General features: G+C 66.2%; 21 protein-coding genes. 13 read left to right on the top strand and 8 right to left on the bottom strand.

Annotated features, from left to right (window positions below):
- Nucleotides 1-65: 65 nt before the first annotated feature.
- Entirely contained in the window at nucleotides 66-1,118 is a 1,053-nt protein-coding gene (locus LFT49_RS19035; RefSeq protein ID WP_237429086.1) for a tartrate dehydrogenase, read from the top strand.
- Nucleotides 1,119-1,138: 20 nt separating this feature from the next.
- On the opposite strand, the gene LFT49_RS19030 is transcribed toward LFT49_RS19035, so the two are convergent.
- Nucleotides 1,139-1,807 carry a GntR family transcriptional regulator gene (locus tag LFT49_RS19030; protein ID WP_237429085.1) on the bottom strand — a complete coding sequence of 223 codons (669 nt, stop codon included), beginning with the start codon at nucleotides 1,805-1,807 and terminating at the stop codon, nucleotides 1,139-1,141.
- A gap of 125 nt (nucleotides 1,808-1,932) precedes the next feature.
- On the opposite strand from LFT49_RS19030, the gene glyA reads away from it, so the two are divergent.
- The 8 genes from glyA (at nucleotide 1,933) to LFT49_RS18990 (ending at nucleotide 11,758) form a co-directional block, all read left to right on the top strand.
- Nucleotides 1,933-3,273: a serine hydroxymethyltransferase gene (gene glyA / locus LFT49_RS19025; RefSeq protein ID WP_236820642.1), complete on the top strand. Its 1,341-nt coding sequence runs from the start codon at nucleotides 1,933-1,935 to the stop codon at nucleotides 3,271-3,273.
- Nucleotides 3,270-4,490: a sarcosine oxidase subunit beta family protein gene (locus tag LFT49_RS19020; RefSeq protein WP_236799905.1), complete on the top strand. Its 1,221-nt coding sequence runs from the start codon at nucleotides 3,270-3,272 to the stop codon at nucleotides 4,488-4,490. The genes glyA and LFT49_RS19020 overlap by 4 nt, the downstream gene beginning before the upstream one ends.
- Before the next feature lie 29 nt (nucleotides 4,491-4,519).
- Nucleotides 4,520-4,924 (top strand): sarcosine oxidase subunit delta, encoded by a 405-nt coding sequence (locus LFT49_RS19015; RefSeq protein WP_236799904.1) that lies wholly within the window; start codon nucleotides 4,520-4,522, stop codon nucleotides 4,922-4,924.
- On the top strand, nucleotides 4,921-7,863 hold the full coding sequence (locus tag LFT49_RS19010) for a sarcosine oxidase subunit alpha family protein (RefSeq protein WP_237429084.1): 2,943 nt from the start codon (nucleotides 4,921-4,923) through the stop codon (nucleotides 7,861-7,863). The genes LFT49_RS19015 and LFT49_RS19010 overlap by 4 nt, the downstream gene beginning before the upstream one ends.
- The gene (locus tag LFT49_RS19005; protein ID WP_237429083.1) at nucleotides 7,856-8,494 is read left to right on the top strand and encodes a sarcosine oxidase subunit gamma; all 639 of its coding nucleotides are present in this window, start codon (nucleotides 7,856-7,858) and stop codon (nucleotides 8,492-8,494) included. Before LFT49_RS19010 ends, LFT49_RS19005 begins: the two co-directional genes overlap by 8 nt.
- A complete protein-coding gene (locus tag LFT49_RS19000; protein ID WP_237429082.1) occupies nucleotides 8,494-9,867 on the top strand; it encodes an L-serine ammonia-lyase in 1,374 nt (457 codons plus the stop codon). Before LFT49_RS19005 ends, LFT49_RS19000 begins: the two co-directional genes overlap by 1 nt.
- 3 nt (nucleotides 9,868-9,870) lie before the next feature.
- Nucleotides 9,871-10,767, top strand: a complete 897-nt coding sequence (purU, locus tag LFT49_RS18995; protein ID WP_237429081.1) for a formyltetrahydrofolate deformylase — start codon at nucleotides 9,871-9,873, stop codon at nucleotides 10,765-10,767.
- Nucleotides 10,768-10,906: 139 nt separating this feature from the next.
- Nucleotides 10,907-11,758 carry an ABC transporter ATP-binding protein gene (locus tag LFT49_RS18990; RefSeq protein WP_237429080.1) on the top strand — a complete coding sequence of 284 codons (852 nt, stop codon included), beginning with the start codon at nucleotides 10,907-10,909 and terminating at the stop codon, nucleotides 11,756-11,758.
- Nucleotides 11,759-11,766: 8 nt separating this feature from the next.
- On the opposite strand, the gene LFT49_RS18985 is transcribed toward LFT49_RS18990, so the two are convergent.
- Nucleotides 11,767-12,456: an AmiS/UreI family transporter gene (locus LFT49_RS18985; protein WP_237429079.1), complete on the bottom strand. Its 690-nt coding sequence runs from the start codon at nucleotides 12,454-12,456 to the stop codon at nucleotides 11,767-11,769.
- A 200-nt stretch (nucleotides 12,457-12,656) separates the two neighbouring features.
- On the opposite strand from LFT49_RS18985, the gene gdhA reads away from it, so the two are divergent.
- The 3 genes from gdhA (at nucleotide 12,657) to LFT49_RS18970 (ending at nucleotide 15,191) form a co-directional block, all read left to right on the top strand.
- Nucleotides 12,657-13,994, top strand: coding sequence for an NADP-specific glutamate dehydrogenase (gene gdhA / locus LFT49_RS18980; protein ID WP_237429078.1), 1,338 nt, complete (start codon nucleotides 12,657-12,659; stop codon nucleotides 13,992-13,994).
- Nucleotides 13,995-14,046: 52 nt separating this feature from the next.
- Nucleotides 14,047-14,721: a DUF1345 domain-containing protein gene (locus LFT49_RS18975; RefSeq protein ID WP_236799896.1), complete on the top strand. Its 675-nt coding sequence runs from the start codon at nucleotides 14,047-14,049 to the stop codon at nucleotides 14,719-14,721.
- A gap of 62 nt (nucleotides 14,722-14,783) precedes the next feature.
- Nucleotides 14,784-15,191 carry a DUF1003 domain-containing protein gene (locus LFT49_RS18970; RefSeq protein WP_236799895.1) on the top strand — a complete coding sequence of 136 codons (408 nt, stop codon included), beginning with the start codon at nucleotides 14,784-14,786 and terminating at the stop codon, nucleotides 15,189-15,191.
- 58 nt (nucleotides 15,192-15,249) lie between these two features.
- Here LFT49_RS18970 and LFT49_RS18965 read toward each other — a convergent pair whose 3' ends face one another.
- The 5 genes from LFT49_RS18965 to LFT49_RS18945 all read right to left on the bottom strand — a co-directional run bounded on the left by LFT49_RS18965 (nucleotide 15,250) and on the right by LFT49_RS18945 (nucleotide 19,039).
- Nucleotides 15,250-15,426, bottom strand: a complete 177-nt coding sequence (locus LFT49_RS18965) for a CsbD family protein (RefSeq protein WP_214946270.1) — start codon at nucleotides 15,424-15,426, stop codon at nucleotides 15,250-15,252.
- Between the two features lie 138 nt (nucleotides 15,427-15,564).
- Nucleotides 15,565-16,551, bottom strand: a complete 987-nt coding sequence (locus LFT49_RS18960; RefSeq protein ID WP_237429077.1) for an NAD-dependent epimerase/dehydratase family protein — start codon at nucleotides 16,549-16,551, stop codon at nucleotides 15,565-15,567.
- 115 nt (nucleotides 16,552-16,666) lie between these two features.
- On the bottom strand, nucleotides 16,667-17,041 hold the full coding sequence (locus LFT49_RS18955) for a cupin domain-containing protein (RefSeq protein ID WP_237429076.1): 375 nt from the start codon (nucleotides 17,039-17,041) through the stop codon (nucleotides 16,667-16,669).
- 154 nt (nucleotides 17,042-17,195) lie between these two features.
- Complete coding sequence (locus LFT49_RS18950; RefSeq protein ID WP_236799892.1) at nucleotides 17,196-17,954, bottom strand: ThuA domain-containing protein; 759 nt, start codon at nucleotides 17,952-17,954, stop codon at nucleotides 17,196-17,198.
- Nucleotides 17,954-19,039, bottom strand: a complete 1,086-nt coding sequence (locus LFT49_RS18945) for a Gfo/Idh/MocA family protein (RefSeq protein ID WP_236802950.1) — start codon at nucleotides 19,037-19,039, stop codon at nucleotides 17,954-17,956. The genes LFT49_RS18950 and LFT49_RS18945 overlap by 1 nt, the downstream gene beginning before the upstream one ends.
- Before the next feature lie 345 nt (nucleotides 19,040-19,384).
- Here LFT49_RS18945 and LFT49_RS18940 point away from each other — a divergent pair, with 345 nt between their 5' ends.
- Nucleotides 19,385-20,677, top strand: a complete 1,293-nt coding sequence (locus LFT49_RS18940) for an ammonium transporter (RefSeq protein WP_237429075.1) — start codon at nucleotides 19,385-19,387, stop codon at nucleotides 20,675-20,677.
- A 99-nt stretch (nucleotides 20,678-20,776) separates the two neighbouring features.
- Here the strand turns inward: LFT49_RS18940 and LFT49_RS18935 are convergent, their stop codons facing one another.
- Nucleotides 20,777-20,950 (bottom strand): hypothetical protein, encoded by a 174-nt coding sequence (locus tag LFT49_RS18935; protein ID WP_237429074.1) that lies wholly within the window; start codon nucleotides 20,948-20,950, stop codon nucleotides 20,777-20,779.
- Between the last annotated feature and the right edge of the window lie 10 nt (nucleotides 20,951-20,960).

Here is a 20,960-nt window from a genome sequence, read left to right as displayed (position 1 = left end):
AGGTGGTGCCAAGTCCGGCCTAAGCTTTATCCGTATACAGGTACGCCGGAAATGATAGGAAACCCATGAGCCGCAACTTCACCATCGACTCAATTCCCGGCGACGGCATCGGCGTGGATGTCACCGACGTGGCCATGGAATGCGTGGACGCCCTGGCCGGGCTGCACGGCTTTACCGTTACCTGGCGGGTCCGCGACTGGAACAGCGACCTGTACGTCAAGACCGGCAGGATGATGCCGGTTGACGGTATTGAGCAGCTCAGCAGTGGCGACGGCATCTTCCTGGGCGCCGTGGGAACCCCTGACGTCCCGGGCGACGTGACCCTGTGGGGACTGCTGATTCCCATCCGCCGCGAGTTCGACCAGTACATCAACCTGCGCCCCATGAAGCTGCTGCCCGGCGTCACCGGTGCGATGCCGGGCATCGAAGACCTGGACATTGTGGTGGTGCGGGAGAACGTTGAGGGCGAATACTCGCAGATCGGCGGGCGCTTTGGCGCCGGGACGGAAGCGGAGTTCGCCGTCCAGGAGAGTGTGTTTACCAGGGCCGGCATCAGCAGGGTGGCGCGCTATGCAGCCCAAGCAGCCGCCGGCCGTGGCGGAACGCTGGTCTCAGCCACCAAATCCAACGGCATCATCCACACCATGCCGTTCTGGGACGAAGTGGTGGCTTCCACGGTGGCCCAGTTCCCGGGCGTCACCGTGGACAAGGTGCTCATCGATGCGCTCGCTGCCCGGCTGGTCATGAAGCCCACCAGTGTTCGCACCATCGTGGCCTCGAATCTGTTCGGCGATATCCTGTCCGACCTTGTGGCCGGCGTCGCCGGCTCCATCGGCATCGCGCCGAGCGCCAACCTGAACCCTGAACGGCGCTTCCCGTCGATGTTCGAACCCGTTCACGGTTCTGCCCCGGACATCGCCGGCAAGGGCATCGCTAACCCGGTCGGTGCCCTTTGGGCTGCGGCCATGATGTTGGAGCACCTGGGGGAGGTGGCGGCAGCGCGGTCCCTGACAAGCGCTTTCGAATCCACGCTTGCGGACGGAGTGGCCACTCCGGACCTCGGCGGATCAGCCACCACCATGGAGTTCGCGAAGGAAGTGCGCCAGCGGCTGCAGTAGCTGCGCTTTAGACACGACGACTAAAGCACGCTGCGGATGGCCTGTTCAAAACTGGTGACGTGCTCCAGGGCGAGTTTGCCCGCCCGGTCGGAATCGCCGTCGGCCACGGCCTCCAGCAGTTCCACGTGCTCGGCGATGTGCGACGCAACGGACGGCACCTTTTCCAACACCATGCACCAGATCCGGGTGGCCAGGTTGTCGTAGCGGATCAGGACGTCTTCGAGGTGCGCGTTGGCCGCGGCCCGGTAGATCAGCCGGTGGACTTTGATGTCGTACCGCATGAGGTCGTAGGGATCATAGCCGTCCCCCATTTTGGCGATCGCCGCCGCGGTCTCGCGAATCTCCGCGCGCAAAGCCGGCGTTGCCAGCTTGGCCGCCCGGCGTGCCGCCAGGGGCTCCAGTGATTCGCGCAGCTCGGAGACGTCGGCGAGTTCGGTGATGTCGACGATGGTGGCGAACGTTCCGCGGCGGGGATATGAGACCACAAGATGGTCGCTTTCCAGGCGCTTGAGTGCTTCCCGGACCGGCGTCCGGCCAATCCCCAGTTCGGCGGCCAGCTTGCCGTCGTTGATCGCCTCGCCTGGCCGGATGTCCAGCATGATGAGCCGGTCGCGGAGGTGTCGGTAGGCCTGTTCGGAGAGTGAGAGATCTCCGTCCCCGGCCAGGTGGTTCTCTAATGTGACGCTCATTTCGAGCCTTCCCAGGAGTGCTATTGACGTCCAAGTGATCTGGAACATACTATTACGACAGTTCTAATATATCAGTTACAGATCAGTTATAGATCAGTAACTCCGAAGGGCTTTGAAGGAGAACAATGCAGGACGTACTGAACGCCTCGCTCGCCACGGTCGACGCCGACGTCGCCGCCGCTGTGGCACGGGAACTGCACCGCCAGCAGTCCACCTTGGAAATGATCGCCTCGGAGAACTTTGCTCCGTCCTCCGTCATGGAGGCCCAGGGCTCGGTCCTCACCAACAAGTACGCCGAGGGCTACCCCGGCAAGCGCTACTACGGCGGCTGCGAGCACGTGGACGTCATCGAACAGCTCGCCATCGACCGCGTGAAGGCCCTGTTCGGCGCCGAGTTCGCCAATGTCCAGCCGCACTCCGGCGCGCAGGCCAACGCCGCCGCCATGTTCGCCCTGCTGAACCCCGGCGACACCATCCTTGGCCTGTCCCTGGCGCACGGCGGCCACCTGACCCACGGCATGAAGATCAACTTCTCCGGCAAGCTCTACAACGTGGTTCCCTACCACGTCCGGGAGGAAGACCTCCGGATTGATATGGCCGAGGTGGAAGCCCTGGCCCTGGAGCACAAGCCCAAGCTGATCGTGGCCGGCTGGTCCGCCTACTCACGCCAGCTGGACTTCGCGGAGTTCCGCCGGATCGCCGACCTCGTGGGCGCCTACCTGATGGTGGACATGGCCCACTTCGCCGGCCTGGTGGCCGCAGGCCTGCACCCCAACCCCGTCCCCTACGCGGATGTGGTGACCACCACCACCCACAAGACCCTGGGCGGCCCCCGCGGCGGCGTCATCCTCGCCAAGGAGGAATACGCCAAGAAGATCAACAGCGCCGTGTTCCCCGGCCAGCAGGGCGGTCCCCTGGAGCACGTGGTCGCCGCCAAGGCCGTGGCCTTCAAGCTCGCCGCCGCCCCCGAATTCAAGGAGCGCCAGGAGCGCGTCCTGGCGGGCGCCAAGCTGCTGGCAGATCGTCTCCTCAAGGAAGACGTGGCAGCGGCAGGCATCTCCGTGGTCAACGGCGGCACCGACGTCCACCTGGTCCTGGTGGACCTGCGCCACTCCGAACTCGACGGCCAGCAGGGCGAAGACGCACTCCACCAGATCGGCATCACCGTCAACCGCAACGCCGTCCCCTTCGACCCCCGCCCGCCGATGGTCTCCTCCGGCCTCCGGATCGGGACACCCGCCCTGGCCGCCCGCGGTTTCGGCGCCGCCGAGTTCACCGAGGTTGCGGACATCATTGCGACGGCCCTGATCGCGTCGGCGTCCACCGGCACCCTGCCCGGGGACACCGCCGCCGAACTCCGCTCCCGGGTGACGGCCCTGGCCGAAAAGTTCCCCCTGTACCCGCACCTCACCGCCGACGCCAGCCTGGCAGAAGCCGAAGCAGACCTGATTGGAGCAGCCCAGTGAGCGCAGACCTCCTCCCCGAGCACCCGGATTTCCTCTGGCGCAACCCGGAGCCCAAGTCCTCCTACGATGCCGTGATCGTCGGCGGCGGCGGGCACGGCCTCGCCACCGCCTACTTCCTGGCCAAGAACCACGGGATGACCAACATCGCCGTCCTGGAAAAGGGCTGGCTGGCCGGCGGCAACATGGCCCGGAACACCACCATCATCCGCTCCAACTACCTCTGGGACGAGAGCGCCGCAATCTACGAGCACGCGCTCAAGCTGTGGGAGATCCTGCCCGAGGAACTCGAATACGACTTCCTGTTCAGCCAGCGCGGCGTGATGAACCTGGCCCACACCCTGGGCGACGTGCGCGAAAGCATCCGCCGCGTCGGCGCCAACAAGCTCAACGGCGTGGACGCCGAATGGCTGGACCCGCAGCAGGTCAAGGAACTTTGCCCCATCCTGAACATCCGGGACAACATCCGCTACCCGGTCATGGGCGCCACCTACCAGCCCCGCGCCGGCATCGCCAAGCACGACCACGTGGCCTGGGCCTTCGCCCGCAAGTGCGACGAAATGGGCGTGGACATTATCCAGAACTGCGAGGTGACCGGCTTCCTCAAGGACGGCGACCGCGTAGTGGGCGTCAAGACCAACCGCGGCACCATCAACACCGAAAAAGTTGGCCTGTGCGCCGCCGGCCACAGCTCGGTTTTGGCCGAGATGGCAGGCTTCCAGCTACCCATCCAGTCCCATCCGCTGCAGGCCCTGGTCTCCGAACTGCACGAGCCTGTCCACCCCACGGTGGTCATGTCCAACCACGTCCACGTCTACGTTTCGCAGGCGCACAAGGGTGAACTGGTCATGGGCGCCGGCGTGGACTCCTACAACGGCTACGGCCAGCGCGGCTCCTTCCATGTGATCGAGCAGCAGATGGCGGCCGCCGTCGAACTCTTCCCCATCTTCGCCCGGGCCCACGTGCTCCGGACCTGGGGCGGCATTGTGGACACCACCCTGGACGCCTCGCCGATCGTGGGCCTGACCCCGGTGGAGAACATGTTCGTGAACTGCGGCTGGGGTACCGGCGGGTTCAAGGGAACGCCCGCTGCCGGCATGACCTTTGCGCACACCATCGCCACCGGCGCGCCGCACAAGCTGAATGCGCCGTTCTCGCTGGAACGCTTCGAAACCGGCGCCCTCATCGACGAACACGGCGCCGCCGCCGTGGCCCACTAGCCGCCGCCACCAGAAAAGGACTAACGCACATGCTGCTGATCCCATGCCCCAACTGCGGCCCGCGGGACGAAACCGAATTCCACTACGGGGGACAGGCCCACGTCCCCTACCCGGAGAACCCGAATGAACTCAGCGATACGGAGTGGTCCCGCTACCTCTTCTACCGCGAGAACCCCAAAGGCACCTTCGCCGAGCGCTGGGTCCACAGCACCGGCTGCCGGCAGTGGTTCAACATGCTCCGCGACACCGTCAGCTACGACATCCAGGCCGTCTACCCCATGGGAACACCGCGGCCCGACCGTTCCCCGAGGGTCACGCCCGAATCCGGAACCGCCAGCACGGCCCCTGACAGCACCACCACGGGAACCGCTGGACCCAGCACTTCCACCACGAGCATCCTGACCACCACCGCCCCGGAAGGAGCGACCAAGTGACTTCCCAGAACGCCCGCCTGGCTACCGGCGGCCGCATCGACCGCACCATTTCCTGGCGCTTTACGGTGGACGGCGAGGAATTCACCGGCCACCCCGGCGACACCCTGGCCTCGGCCCTGCTGGCCAACGGCCGCATCGCCGCCGGCAGCTCGCTGTACGAGGACCGTCCCCGCGGCATCATGTCCGCCGGAGTCGAAGAGGCCAACGCCCTGGTCCGCGTGGAAGCCCGCTTTCCCGGCCACGTAGCCGAATCCATGCTCCCCGCCACCACCGTCTCCCTGGTGGACGGCCTGAAGGCCACGCTTCTGAATGGCCTGGGCAAGCTTGACCCGGAAGACGACCGCGCTGAATACGACAAGAAGTACGTCCACACCGACGTCCTGGTGATCGGCGGCGGCCCCGCCGGCCTTGCCGCGGCGCGAGACGCTGTCCGCACCGGCGCCCGTGTCATGCTGCTGGACGACCAGCCCGAACTCGGCGGCTCCCTGCTCTCCGGCTCCACCGCCGAGGGCCTGGCCGAGACCATCGAAGGCAAGCCAGCCCTCGAGTGGGTGGCCGATGTTGAAGCTGAATTGGTCTCCGGCGCCGAGTCAACGGTCCTGAACCGGACCACCGCGTTCGGTGCCTACGACGCCAACTATGTCATCGCCGTCCAAAACCGCACCGACCACCTGTCCACCCCCGCAGCTCCCGGCGTCTCCCGCCAGCGGATTTGGCACATCCGTGCCAACCAGGTGGTGCTGGCACCGGGCGCGCACGAGCGTCCCCTGGTGTTCGAGAACAACGACCGCCCCGGCATCATGCTGGCCTCTGCCGTGCGCAGCTACCTCAACCGGTACGGCGTGGCCGCCGGCAAGCGCGTGGTCATCAGCACCACCAACGACAGTGCCTACGCCGCCGCCGCTGACCTGACCGCCGCCGGCGTCAAGGTCGCAGCCGTGGTGGACGCCCGTCCCCAGCTCACCGCGGTGGCAACTGCCGCCGTCGAAAGCGGGCTCCGGGTGCTGATCGGCAGCGCGGTTGCCAACACGTCGGCAGACAGTGACGGCCGGCTGGACGGCGTCACCGTCCGCAGCATCAACGACGACGGCGAGCTCACCTCCGGCGTCGAACAGATCGCCTGCGACCTGCTGGCTGTGTCCGGCGGCTGGAGCCCGCTGGTCCACCTCCACTCCCAGCGGCAGGGCAAGTTGCGCTGGGACGAGGACCTGGCAGCGTTCGTGCCCAGCACCGAAGTGCCCAACCAGCAGACCATCGGCTCCGGCCGCGGTTCCTTCGACACCGCTGACTGCCTGGCCGAGGGCATCTCCGCCGGCGCACGGGCAGCCATCGCCGCCGGGTTCGCATCCGCCGTCGAACCTTCCGTGTTCGGCGCGCCGAAGGCCTCCGCCCCCACCCGCCAGCTGTGGCTGGTACCGGGGGAGAACGGCACCCCGGATGACTGGCACCACCACTTCGTGGACTTCCAGCGCGACCAGTCCGTGGCGGACGTCCTCCGCTCCACCGGCGCCGGCATGCGCTCGGTGGAGCACATCAAGCGGTACACCTCCATCAGCACCGCCAACGACCAGGGCAAGACTTCCGGCGTCAATGCCATCGGCGTCATCGCCGCCGCACTCCGGACCGCCGGCGAGGCGTCCCGCGGCATCGGCGACATCGGCACCACCACCTACCGCGCACCGTTCACCCCGGTGGCCTTCGCGGCACTGGCCGGACGCCAGCGCGGCGAACTCTTCGACCCCGCCCGCATCACGTCGATCCACCCCTGGCACGTTGCCAAGGGCGCGCTGTTCGAGGACGTCGGACAGTGGAAGCGCCCCTGGTACTACCCGCAGGCCGGGGAGGACATGGACGCCGCCGTGCTGCGTGAATGCGCTGCGGTCCGCGAATCCGTAGGGTTCATGGACGCCACCACCCTGGGCAAGATCGAGATCCGCGGCAAGGATGCGGGCGAGTTCCTCAACCGCATGTACACCAACGCGTTCAAGAAGCTCGCCCCGGGCTCGGCACGCTACGGTGTCATGTGCACCCCGGACGGCATGATCTTCGACGACGGCGTGACCCTCCGCGTTGACGACGAAACCTACTTCATGACCACCACCACCGGCGGCGCCGCCAAGGTGCTGGACTGGCTCGAGGAATGGCTGCAGACCGAGTGGCCGGAACTGGACGTGAACTGCACCTCGGTGACCGAGCAGTGGAGCACCATTGCCGTCGTCGGGCCCAAGTCCCGCGAGGTCATCGCCAAGGTGGCGCCGGAACTGGCTGCCAACGGCGGCTTGGAGGCCGAGGCCTTCCCGTTCATGACCTTCCGCGAAACCACGTTGGCGTCCGGCGTCCGTGCCCGGATCTGCCGGATCTCGTTCTCCGGCGAACTTGCCTACGAGATCAACGTGCCGGCCTGGTACGGCCTGAACACCTGGGAAGCCGTGGCGGCGGCCGGTGCCGAATTCAACATCACCCCGTACGGCACCGAAACCATGCACGTGCTCCGCGCCGAGAAGGGCTACCCGATCGTCGGGCAGGACACCGACGGCACGGTCACCCCGCAGGATGCCGGCATGGAGTGGATCGTCTCCAAGGCGAAGGAATTCATCGGCAAGCGCTCCTACTCCCGGTCGGACGCGCAGCGTGAGGACCGCAAGCACCTGGTCAGCGTCCTTCCCGTGGACGGCTCGCTGCGCCTGCCGGAAGGCACGCAGCTGGTGGAAAAGGGCCGCTCCACCAACCCGGCCTATGGTCCGGTGCCGATGGAAGGATTCGTCACCTCCAGCTACCACAGTGCAGCGCTGGGCAGGTCCTTTGGCTTGGCCCTGATCAAGAACGGACGCAACCGCATCGGCGAAACGCTGGTGGCAGCCGCCGGCGACCAGCTGGTGGACGTGGTTGTGGCAGAGACAGTGCTTTTTGACCCCGAAGGGACCCGTAAAGATGGCTGAAACAGCAGCATCCCCCACCTCTGCAGACAAGAACCTCGCAGCCCGCGTCAGCCCTGCCAGGCAGCTGGCCGAAGCATTCGCGGCAGGCTCCCTGCCCGGCACCGTCGAGCTCACCGAGCTGCCCTTCCTAACCATGGTGGGGCTCCGGGCCGAGGCGGGGTCGGACGTGGCGCAGCGGCTGGCCGCTGTCACCGGCGGCCTCCCGGCTGGGTCGGGCGCGGTGGCCCGCAACGGCGACGTCTCCGTCCTGTGGCTGGGCCCCTCCGAGTTCCTGGTGGTGGCACCCACCGAGGCACACGAGTCGCTGGGCGGCGGCCTGATCCCCGCACTCCGGGACGCGCTGGGCAGCGACGCAGGCCAGGTGGTGGACCTCTCCGCCAACCGCACCACCTTTGAACTGAAGGGCCCGCGGGCCCGCGCTGTCCTGGAAAAGGGCTGCTCGCTGGACCTGCACCCGCGGGTGTTCAAAACGGGCACCGCCTTCTCCACGGAAATCGCGAACATCCCCGCCGGTCTGTGGAAGACCGGGGAGGACACCTTCCGGATCTTCCCGCGTGCTTCGTTCGCCGAGTTCCTGGGCCGGTGGCTGCTGGACGCCATGCGGGAGTACGCCTCGCCAGAGGTTCCCTGATGGCGCTCAGCGTCCTGGACCTGTTCTCCGTTGGCATCGGGCCCTCGTCGTCACACACGGTCGGCCCGATGCGGGCAGCCAAGCTTTTCGCTGACGGGCTGAAGGGCGACGGGCAGCTGGCCGCCACCGCCAGGGTCCAGACCGAACTGTTCGGGTCCCTTGGTGCCACCGGCCGCGGCCACGGCTCGGACAAGGCAGTGGTCCTGGGGCTGAAGGGCCTTGACCCGGAAACCGTGGACACCTTCACCGCCGACGACCAGGTGGCGGCCGCCGCGCTGGACGCCGAACTGCACCTCGCCGGGGTGCACCGGGTGGACTTCAACTGGGAAGAGGACGTGGTGCTCCACCGCCGCAAGTCCCTTCCCGCGCACCCCAACGGCATGACCTTCCGGGCCCTGGACCACGCCGGCGCCGTGCTGAGCGAGCGGAGCTTCTACTCCATCGGCGGCGGCTTTGTGGTGGACGGCGATGCCCGGGGCGGGGACAAGGTGGTGGCGGACGACACCGTCCTGCCGTACCCGTTCTCTACCGCAGACGAGCTCCTGCAGATCTGCAGCCGGGAAGGCATGTCCATCTCCGACGTCATGCTGGCCAACGAACTGACCTGGCGCAGCGAAGCCGAACTCCGGGAGCAGCTGCTGGGGCTGTGGGCCGTGATGAAGGAATGTGTGCAGAACGGCTGCAACGCCGAGGGAATCCTGCCCGGCGGCCTGAAAGTGACCCGGCGCGCACCGGCCCTGTACAAGACACTGTCGGCGGATTCGGCCACCAAAGATGCGCTCCATGCCATGGAATGGGTCAACCTGTTCGCGCTGGCCGTGAACGAGGAAAATGCCGCCGGCGGGCGGATCGTCACCGCCCCCACCAACGGCGCCGCCGGGATCGTGCCGGCCGTCCTGCACTACTACGTGAAGTTTATTCCAGGGGCCGACGACGACGGTGTGGTCCGCTTCCTGCTGGCGGCGGCCGCCGTCGGAATCCTGTTCAAAACGAACGCCTCCATCTCCGGTGCCGAAGTGGGCTGCCAGGGCGAGGTTGGTTCTGCCTGTTCGATGGCCGCCGCCGGGCTCTGCGAGGTGCTTGGCGGAACGCCCCCGCAGGTGGAAAACGCAGCGGAGGTGGGGATCGAGCACAACCTGGGCCTGACCTGCGACCCCGTGGGCGGCCTGGTGCAGATCCCGTGCATTGAACGGAACGCGATCGCCAGCGTTAAGGCGATCAACGCGGCCCGTCTGGCCCTGCACGGCGACGGCAGCCACAAGGTCTCGCTGGACAAGGCGATCAAGACGATGCGGGACACCGGAGCCGACATGAAAACCAAGTACAAGGAAACCTCCCGAGGAGGCCTCGCCGTGAATGTGATCGAGTGCTGAGCCATGACCGTTACTGAAACCCACGTGCCCGCGCCCAAGGCGCCCACCACCGTGGAACACGTCCTTACCCTTGACTGCCCGGAAGGACCCGGCATCGTGCACGCCGTGTCCGGCTTCCTGCTGGAACACGGCTGCGACATCATCGACAACAAGCAGTTCGGGGAGCGCTCCGAGGGGCACTTCTTCATGCGGGTGCACTTCGTCTCCGAGGGGGACGAATCCACGCTGGAGGTCCTGCGTTCTTCCTTTGCCCCGGTGGCCGACAAGTTCGGCATGCGCTGGCAGCTGGAACGCCAGGGCTCCAAACGCAAGGTCCTGATCATGGTGTCCAAGTTCGGGCACTGCCTTAACGACCTGCTGTTCCGTTCCCGCATTGGCGATCTGCCCGTGGAAATCGTGGCGGTGGTGTCCAACCACCGGGACCACGAGGCCCTGGTGGAGTGGCACGGCATCCCGTTCCACCACATCCCGGTCACTGCCGACACGAAACCCGCAGCGGAAGCCGCGCTGATGGCGCTCGTGGACGGGCTGGACGTCGAGCTCGTGGTGCTGGCCCGCTACATGCAGGTGCTCAGCGACGACCTGACCCGGAAACTGGACGGGCGGGCCATCAACATCCACCACTCGTTCCTGCCCAGCTTCAAGGGCGCCAAGCCGTACCACCAGGCGTACGCCCGGGGCGTCAAGACCGTAGGCGCCACCGCGCACTACGTGAACGCGGAACTGGACGAAGGGCCCATCATCTCCCAGCAGGTGGTGGACGTGGACCACACCTACGGGCCCGAGGACCTGGTGGCCGCCGGCCGCGACACCGAATGCAAGGCCCTTTCCAACGCGGTGAAGTGGCACTGCGAAGGCCGGGTCATCCTGCAGGGAAACCGCACCGTAGTGCTGCGGTAACGGAACAAAACTTCATAGCAATGCGCGGCCGGCTGCTTGTTGGGGCGGCCGGCCGCTGCCACATGTCGAACGCTTTTTGCATTCATTCGGGACGGGACGGGAGAGTTGGGGAAACACCAACCCTTTGAGGAGACCCAAGATGAACGACCGCCCGGTGAACAACCAGGTACTGGAACTGGACGACGTTTCGTTCCGCCGGGACGGCCGCGACATCATCAGCGGGATCACGCTCTCGGTCAAGGCCGGAGAACACTGGGCATTGCTCGGGGCGAACGGAGCCGGGAAGAGCACCCTTATGGGGCTGTGCGGGGCCGTCAACCACCCCAGTTCCGGAACGGTATCCGTGCTTGGCGAACGCCTGGGGCGGGTGGAACTGAAGGCACTTCGCCAATCCATCGGCCACGTAAATCCGCGCCACCAGGTCCTGTCACCCCTCACTGTCCGCCAGGTTGTCCTCACGGGCCTGACGGGGAGCAATGACCTGGCCCCGCGGTGGGAGCCCACCCACGCCGAGTATGCCAAGGCCGATGAGCTTGTGGAGCAGTTTGGACTGGCCCACAAAGCCGGTCTGCGCTGGCCCACCCTCTCCCAGGGTGAGCGTGGGCGGGCGCTGATTGCCCGGGCCCTTATCTCCTCCCCGGAGCTGCTGCTTCTTGATGAACCCTGCACGGGCCTGGACATCGCCGCCCGGGAGCAACTGCTGGAAACCATCGACGACCTCGCCTACACCCACCCGCAGATGGCGTCAGTCCTGGTCACCCACCACCTGGAGGAACTGCCCGCCACAACCAGCCACGCGCTGCTGATCACGGCCGGGCAGGCAGTGGCCGCCGGGCCCGCTGCCGGGGTCATCACCAGCGAAAACATCAGCGCCGCCTTCGGGCACCCCATTGACGTCGAGTACCGGCACCAGCGCTGGAGCGCCCGCACGGGCCGCAGCAGCAGGCGTGGGATCCGGCGGCAGCATGCAGCCGAGGTCACCGCTTCCTAGGCGCTGCGTTAGTCTGCCAGGCGGGTTTTGCCCCGCTCGCCGGCGTGACGGAGCGAAGCGTCGTTGACTGTCGCAGCCAGCCCCGGGGCGCCTGCACTGGCCCGGCGAGGACTGCGCCGTCCCCGCCGCGCCAGCAAGCCCGCTGCCACGAAGAGACCGGCCAGGAGCGCCGCCGCCAAACACGCCACCAAGCCGCTCCGGGGCCACAGTCCGGCCAAGCCCAGGAACGCCGGGACGGTGGCCGTCACCTGGCTGGCCAGGACCAGCGCCCAACCGGCGAACGGTTCCAGCCGCGCTGCTCCCAGCGCTGAGGAAGCAAACAGCAGGCCCCACAGCACCGACCAGCACACCCACAGCACAGCGAGCAGCGGATCGGTGCCCACCCAGGCACCCGCCAGCAGCAGGCCAAAGAACGCCACCATGCCGCAGAACCAGCCCAGTCCCTTTGAGCCAAGCCCCAGCAGGACGTCCAGCCCGGCGTAAACGTAGGTCAGTCCGAACAGGAACATGCCGACGCCCGTCATGAGGGCTTCACTGCCGGCGCCGGTCCCCGAAAGATGCCCGACGCCGAGCACCAGTTGGGTGCCACCGAGCACCATGCTGAACACGGCTGCGTCGCGGCGGGGGAGTTGGCCGAGTGTTGCCAGTCCGTTGACCAGCAGCGCGGCGCCGGAGAGCAGGAGGCAGATGTAGGGCATCAGCGCTTCCTCCCGGACCTTAAATAAGGTTCTATAGTTCCCGAATGATGGAATTCTTCTGTCACATTACGGAGATTAGTGGAAGCGCGCGGATCCGCCTACTGGTGCCCGGTCGTAATCGGATACGTTGAAGCGTGAACCTTTGAAGCGATGGCGCTTTCCTGCGCCGGCCCTCATATCGGCAACGTTAGGAACTGTTCATGGACGCACGGCTCGAATCCATCAAGGACACTGTCCTTGCGTGGAACCCCGGCGAAGCGGAGTTCCACCAGGCGGTGGTTGAGGTGTTTGAAAGCCTGGGTCCGGTCCATGACAGGCACCCCGAATTCCTTGAGGCTGCCATCCTTGGGCGTCTCTGCGAGCCCGAGCGCCAGATCATCTTCCGGGTTCCGTGGACCGACGACTCCGGCCGCGTCCAGATCAACCGCGGGTTCCGGGTGGAGTTCAACTCGGCGCTGGGCCCCTACAAGGGCGGCCTGCGCTTCCACCCGTCTGTTTACCTGGGGATCGTGAAGTTCCTCGGCTTCGAGCAGATCTTCAAGAACGCCCTCACCGGCATGCCCATCGGCGGCGGCAAGGGCGGCTCCGACTTTGACCCCCGCGGCCGCAGTGACGCCGAGGTCATGCGGTTCTGCCAGTCCTTCATGACCGAGCTCTACCGGCACATCGGGGAGTACACAGACGTCCCGGCGGGCGACATCGGCGTGGGCGGCCGCGAAATCGGCTACCTCTTCGGCCAGTACAAGCGCATCACCAACCGCTACGAGTCCGGCGTGCTGACCGGTAAGGGCATCTCCTGGGGCGGATCCCTGGTCCGCCCTGAGGCAACCGGCTTTGGAACCGTCATCTTCACCCAGGAGATGCTGAAAACCCGAGGCACGTCCTTCGACGGCCAGCGCGTGGTGGTGTCCGGCTCCGGCAACGTGGCCGTCAACGCGATCGCCAAAGCGCAGGCCCTCGGCGCCACCGTCGTGGCCTGTTCCGACTCGTCAGGCTACGTGGTGGACGAGGCGGGGATCGACGTCGAACTCCTCCGCACCGTCAAGGAAGTGGAGCGCGGCCGCCTGGAGGAATACGCGGAACGCCGTGCCGGCGTCTCCTACGTGGACGGCGGGTCCGTGTGGGACGTGGACGCCACGGTGGCGCTGCCGTGCGCCACGCAAAACGAGCTCGACGGCGGTGCTGCCGCCCGCCTGGTGCGGAGTGGCCTGCTGGCTGTCGGCGAAGGGGCCAACATGCCCTCAACCCGGGACGCCGTGGCGGTGTTCCAGGAGGCTGGGGTGCTGTTCGGACCCGGCAAGGCCGCCAATGCCGGCGGCGTGGCTACCTCGGCCCTGGAGATGCAGCAGAACGCCAGCCGCGATTCATGGTCCTTCGAACATACCGAGGAGCGGCTCACGGAGATCATGGTGGGCATCCACGACCGCTGCGCCGCCACCGCTGACGAGTACGGTGAACCCGGAAATTACGTGCTGGGTGCGAACATCGGAGGGTTTGTGAAGGTGGCCGACGCCATGCTGGCGCAGGGGCTGATCTAGCCTGGGGAGCGGCATCCAGCCGCGCCCCAGCCTCCCGTGCCATGATCGGGGAATGAAGTCCATGACGGTTCCCGGCGACCACCACCGGAACTTCAACTCCCTCGCACATCATTCGCGGCTCCGGATGCTGGTCATGCTGGTCGTCGGCCTGGCTGCGGCACTGTTGGTCGGTCCCTCAGGGGCCTGGGCCTATGCACCCGCGCTCGGGTGGGCAGTCGCCTCGGCCACCTACCTGGTTTGGGTGTGGAGCGTTATTGGGCGCCTGGGGCCCGCGGCCACTGCGGCGCATGCCCGAAGAGAGGACCCGGGCCGGGTCTTTTCGGACGCCCTGGTCCTCACCGCCACGGTGGCCAGCTTCGCGGGAGTCGCCCTGATCCTGCTTGACGCCTCCAATGAGCAGGGTGGAGCCAAGGATGTCACCGTGGCCATGGCCCTGGGCAGCATTGCCCTGTCATGGTTCCTGGTGCACACGCTGTTCACCCTCCGGTACGCCGCGATCTACTACCGGGACGGCACCGGCGTCGATTTCAATGAGGAGTCCCAGCCCCGCTACTCGGACTTTGCCTATCTCGCCTTCACCGTAGGCATGACCTTCCAGGTTTCGGACACGGACCTGAAGACCAACGCGATCCGTTCCACGGTCCTGCGGCAGGCGCTGCTGTCTTACCTCCTTGGGGCCATTGTCCTGGCCACCACCATCAACCTGGTCTCGGGGCTCATCCACTAGGCGATCGAAGCCGCGCCATCGGTGCCGCCCTGCCCGGGGCGCCGGGGATTTATTCTGGGCGCATGGTTGAGATGAGAGTTAACTGGCACCGGCGGCACAAAGAAGGCCTTAGCGCGGGCGACAAGGCTGCGGACAGGCTTCGGAACGGCATGGGCAGTTGGCCTTTCGTAGGCATCTTCGTGGGCTTCATGGTGCTCTGGGCAGGAGTGAATTCCTACCTCCTCGCCAACAATGCATGGGACCCGTATCCCTACATCCTGCTGAACCTGTTCCTGTCCATGCTTGCCGGCCTGCAGGGCGCCATCCTCCTCATCGCGGCCAAGCGCCAGGACGCCATCGCCTCCGCCATGGCCCAGCATGACTATGAGACAGATGTCCGCGCTGCCGCCCAGATCGAAATGCTCATGGCGGTCAATGCTGAGCAGCTGAAGCTCCTGCAGGAGCTCCGGGACCAGCGCGACCAGCCCTAGGAACGCCAATGGGTGCAGCTCCTGCTGGAGCTGCACCCATTGCTGTGTGTGTCGCCGACTAATCCTTCTTGAAGGCGTCCTTGACGTTCTCGCCGGCCTGCTTCAGGTCCGATTTTGCCTGGTCCGTCTTGCCTTCGGCCTTCAGGCTCTCGTCGCCCGTTGCGCTGCCGGCAGCTTCCTTGCCCTTGCCGCCAAGCTTTTCTGCGGCGTTACCGATCTTGTCGTCCAAACCCATGGAGTTGCTCCTTACAGTTGGTGCTCTCCCTGGCAAAGCCAGAGCCTGACCCCTCCATACTAAGCATGCTTTCGACTTTGGTGCCCATCCGCCGTCGTACATTTTGGGTAAATTTGCCAGGACCTCCAGGCGAGCCACTCAGGCGGCAGGGACGCCCAGTGGGCGGGCGACGTGCAGCTGGCCGTGGTCAACGAGCCACTGGACGGCTTCGAAGATGGCCTGCTCGGGCTCGTACCGCGGCACGTAGCCCAGCACTGAAGCGGCCTTCTCAATGCTGAAGCACTGGCTGCGGTAAAGGTGGCCCCAGGTGGACTCTGCGTAGTCCCGCGTCGTGTCTTCGCGGAAGCGGTCCCACGGGACTGTTTCCAGCACGGCGGCGTGTCCGAACCAGGCCGCGGCGATGTCCGCGTAGCCGCGGACGGTCAGCGCTGTGGGGGCGACGATGTTGAAGTCCTCGCCGCTTGCTGCTTCCCGCTGGGCGATGGCTTTCTCGAAGGCCTGGGCGACGTCGTCGGCATGCACATGGTGCATGAGCTCAGTACCGCTGCCGGGGACCCGGAGGGGCTGGCCGGCGGAAATGGTCTGCCATACGGCGGGGTCGAGGTTTCCCAGCGGGCCGATCGGATGCCAGCCCGGTCCTGTGATGTGGCCTGGATGCAGCGAGGTGGTGGCCAGTCCGCCGCGCGCCGTTTCCTCCTTCAACATCAGGGCAATCCGGTTCTTCTGGATGCCGTACTCGCCGAAAGGCTCCGCGGCCGAATCCGATTTTTCCCTGATGGGCAGTTTCAGGCTTTGCCCGTAACGCCAGACGGAGCCACAGTGCAGCAGGTGGCCCACCTTGCCGCGCAGGCTCTGTACCAGCGACGCTGCCGATTCAAGGGTGAAGCAGACCAGGTCCACCACGGCGTCCGGCTTCAGGGCAGCAACCCGGTCCCCGAAAGTCCCGTGGCGGTCCTCCGCCTCCCGGTCTGCAGTGACCTGGCGCACCTCCTGCCATTCGGGTGCCTCGTGGTAAGGCTTGCGGTTGCCGCGGCTGATGACGGTGACCTCGTGGCCAGCTCGGACCAGCCGGGGGACCAGGAACGACCCGATGTGGCCGCTGCCGCCGATGACGGTGACTTTCATTGCTCTCCGATCGTTGTGTTCCCTCCACCGTAGGGCCCGGGGAACAGGAAAGGGAGGTCCTTGTGGACCTCCCTTGGGAGTTTCTGCACTGCGAGCAGTTTGTGCACTCCTGTGGTCAGGCGGGCTTGGCGAACTCGGCTGCACTGATGATTTCGTAGCCGACGTACGCCTCGTCGTTTTCCACCCAGGCGTCGTGCCCGGCGGGAATGGAGTAGGCGTCCCCGGCATGGATGGTCATTTTGCTCCCGTCGTCCAGCTGTACGGTCAGGGTGCCGCCGGTGCAGAAGCCCAGGTGGTTGACCTGGCAGCTGTCCGTATGGACCACCGTCTTGACTGTTTCGGACCAGCGCCAGCCGGGTTCAAAAGTGAAGCGGCCCAAGGTGGCACCGCCGATGTTCACCACGTCCACCTGGGTCTTGGGTGGCCGGCGCTTTTCGTCGGGCTCGTTGAAGGACTTGGATTCAAGATCCTTAACCGTTACTGCAGGCATTTCTGGCTCCTCGGAAGGGAGTGGTTATGAAAATTCATACCCAAGCGCGCTGAGCCGCTCCGGGAAAAGGCACGGCAGGGCGGGGTGTGCCCGTCCACAGCCTGCCGAACCTTGCGTTGCAACGATTTCAATCTGCTCTTGCGCGCACCCTGTGTCAATGACGTTTTTCGGCCTCAAACCGCTCCCGGGCCGGGTTGCTGACACCAGGGATCGAGCGGTCTAACCCGGGCTGCGCCGCCCACACCACACCGTTGGCCAGGACGCGCTGGATCTGCGGGTGGTGGTACACCGGGTACTCCTGGTCCCCAGGGCTGAAGTAGAAGATACGGCCCTTGCCCCGGGTGAACGTGACACCGGAGCGGAACACCTCACCGCCCGCGAAGGAGCTGATGAAGATCAGGTCGTCCGGGTCCGGGATATCGAACAGTTCCCCGTACATCTCCTGTTCCGGGATGACGATGGGGCTGTCCACGCCTTCCGCGATGGGATGCGAGGGCTTCACGGTCCACACCAGCTCGCGCTCGCCGTCGTTGCGCCAGGCAAGGGAGCAGCTGGTCCCCAGCAGTTTGGTGAAGATCTTCGAGAAATGCCCCGAGTGGAGCACGATCAGCCCCATCCCGCCCAGCACGTGCCGGTGGACGCGTTCGACGACGGCGTCGCTGACGTCGGCATGGGCTATGTGGCCCCACCAGAGCAGGACGTCCGTGTCCGCCAGCACCTCCTCCGCAAGGCCGTGCTCATCATCCGTGGCCAGGACCGCCGTCGTGACCTCCGCGTCCGGAAGGTGGGAGCGAAGCCCGGCGGCGATGGCGCCGTGAATGCCCTCGGGGTAGATCTCCCCGATGTGGGCCGGCTGGTTGTTGGCCTCGTGCACGCCCTCGTTCCATACCCGGATCCGCAGTTTGCCGTCCATTACAGCCGAACCTCCCTCTGCTCCAGTGCTGACTGGTAGCAGGCGTCGATGATCTGTGCCCGGTACAGCGCCAGAGAGCCATCGTGACGGCTCCACACCTGCGCGCCGCCGCGAACTGCGGCGACGAAGTCCTCCACCACTTCATCGTGGGCGCGGCCCGGTACGACGGCGGGCATATAGTCAGCGGATTCGCCGTCTTTGTCAGTGAACACACGGAGCTCGCCAACGGGTGGAAAAGGGGCCCCGTGGGCCTTGAGTTCGGCGCCGCCGTCGGTGCCGTAGACCGTGAACTCCAGCTGGTCGTCCACTTCCCGGTAGGTGGCCCAGCTTGCTTCGACGACGAGTGTTGCGCCGCCTTCCAGCCGCAGGAAGGCCGAGGCAAAGTCCTCCACCTCGAATGCGTGGCTGGAGGCCTGGGCGGTGAACCGGGTTCCGCCGCCCCTGCCCTGCGGCCCGAGCTCGGAGTGGGTGGCGGCGGAGACAGCAACCACTTTCGGTTCGCCCAGGAGGTACAGCGCGTAGTCCAGTGCGTGGACACCGATGTCGGCAAGCGGTCCGCCGCCGGACAGCTCGGGGTTGGTGAACCAGCTGCCCAGGGTGGGGATGCCGGAGCGGCGCAGCCAGGATGCCTTGGCGTAGTAGGGGCGGCCCAGGCCGCCGTCGTCGATGACCTGCTTGAGGGCCCGGATGTCCCCGCGGCGGCGGTGGTTGAACGCCACGTCCAGCACGCGCCTGGCCTCCCGTGCCGCGTCCACCATGGCCTGGCCTTCCACGGCGTTGCGCGCGATGGGTTTTTCGCTCAAGACGTGGATTCCCCGCTTCAGCGCGGCGATCGCCACCGGCGCATGCAGGAAGGTGGGAACTGCAACGCTGACTGCGTCCAGGCCGCCGTGGTCCAGCATCTCCTCCCAGTCGGCGAAGCCGTTCGGGATGGAGTATTCGGCCTGTAGGGAGTCCCGGAGTTCCTGCTCCATTCCTGCGAGCGAGACGATGCTGACGCCTTCCAGCCCGGCGTAGGCCTTCAGGTGCTGTTGGCCGGCCCAGCCGATGCCTACCACGCCCACCCTGAGCTCAGTCGGCGGCATGGGGGAGGGCTGCGTGCTGTTCAAGGGCTGGCTCCTTCGGGGTGGTTTGCTGCCCGGATTCCCTTAGCCTAGTCCTGCAACCGCTTGCTCCTGGGCTGCCACGTATTCCTGCGGCTGAAACATCAGGTGCTCCTGCGCCCTGCGTTACAGCTGAAACCCCGGGGCAAATGACGGAAACCATCATTTAACACCCCTGAAACCCAACCAAAAATGGGCGCCATAGATTGAGACCAGACGGCACAAGCCGCCCCTCCGCCGGACGTGGTTACTCCGTCCACGTCCCTCCAGGCGGAACGGCTCTGACAGCAAGTTACCGTCCTGTTCGCATCTTGAAAGGGGTTTCCCATGGATTCGGGAAATGTCGCTTGGATTTTGGCCAGCTCGGCGCTGGTTTGCATGATGATCCCCGCCCTGGCCCTGTTCTACGGGGGCATGGTGGGGTCGCGCCGCATCCTCAACATGATGATGATGTGCGTCGGCGGCGCCAGCCTGGTGGCCGTCCTGTGGGCCCTGTTCGGGTACTCGATGGCGTTCGGGAACTCTGTCGGCGGCCTGGGCCTGATCGGTGACGTCACCGAGTTCCCAGGCATGGGGCAGCTGCTGGCCAAGGATGATTCGGCCTCCATCCCGGTCATCCTGTTTGCCGCGTTCCAGCTGTTTTTCGCCTGCGTCACCACCGCGCTCGTCGCCGGGGCTGCCGCAGGCCGCATGAAGTTCGGCGCCTGGATGCTGTTCGCAGGCATTTGGGCCACCATTGTCTACTTCCCCATCGCCCACTGGGTTTTCGCGTTCAATTCGGCCGACGGCAGCAGTGTGGGTGGCTGGATCGCCAACGGGATCAAGGCGATCGACTTCGCCGGCGGCACCGCGGTGCACATGAACGCCGGCGCCGCTGCCCTGGCCCTGGCCCTGGTCCTGGGCAAGAGCTCCGGCTGGCCCAAGGTGGAACACGCCAAGCCGCACAGCCGCCCCTTGGTGCTGCTGGGTGCAGGCCTGCTCTGGGTGGGCTGGTTCGGCTTCAACGCGGGATCCGCCCTCTCCGCCGGCCAGTCAGCGTCGGTGGTCTTCCTCAACACCGCGGTGGCAGCTTCCACGGGCTTGCTGGCCTGGGCGCTCGTGGAACGGTTCCGCCATGGCGCGGCCACCAGTATGGGCGCCGCCTCCGGCCTGGTCGCCGCGCTGGTGGCTATTACGCCGGCCTGTGGCGCGGTGAGCCCGCTGGGGGCACTGGCTATCGGCGCCATCGCCGGGGCCGTCTGCTCACTGGCCATCGAATGGAAGTTCCGCCTGGGCTTCGACGACTCACTCGACGTCGTGGGCGTCCACCTGGTGGGCGGCATCCTGGGCACCCTGCTGATTGGCCTCTTCGCCACGGACAAGGCTCCGAACGGCGTCAGCGGCCTCTTCTACGGTGGCGGGTTTGAACTGCTGGGCGTGCAGGCCCTGGCCACGGTCACGGTGTTGGCCTACTCCTTCGGCATCACCTGGGTCCTCGCCAAGATCCTGGACAAGGCCATGGGCGGTCTCCGCATCAAGCCCGAAGACGAACTGCGCGGCATCGACCTCGCAGCACACTCGGAGCTGGCCTATCTGATGGACGAGGATCCGGTGGAGCTGGGCTCACCGCAGCGGGTCTAGTCCCAGCCCGACAGTCAGGGCCAAACCTTGGACCGGTGCCGGCAGCCGCCGGCTTATAGTTCCAGGGTTTGGCCCTTCTGTGCGTCGAGGGCTTAGTGCCTAGTGTTCCGTGCAGACCAGGTTTCCGTCCAGCACTTCCAGCACTGCCGCCCGGACGTGGCTGAGGCGCGTGCCGGGGTCCGGCGCCATGGTGTCGATGTCCTCACCACCCCAGTACGGGTGCGTGAAGTAGACCAGCAGCGCACGCTGGGCGGTTTCTAGGGGTCGTTGCAACACTGCTGGT

This window comes from Arthrobacter sp. FW306-06-A (assembly GCF_021870055.1).
In the GTDB taxonomy this organism is placed as follows: Bacteria; Actinomycetota; Actinomycetes; order Actinomycetales; family Micrococcaceae; genus Arthrobacter.
The sequence above is the reverse complement of the archived record's forward strand: the minus strand, read 5'-3'. Positions and strand labels throughout refer to the sequence as shown.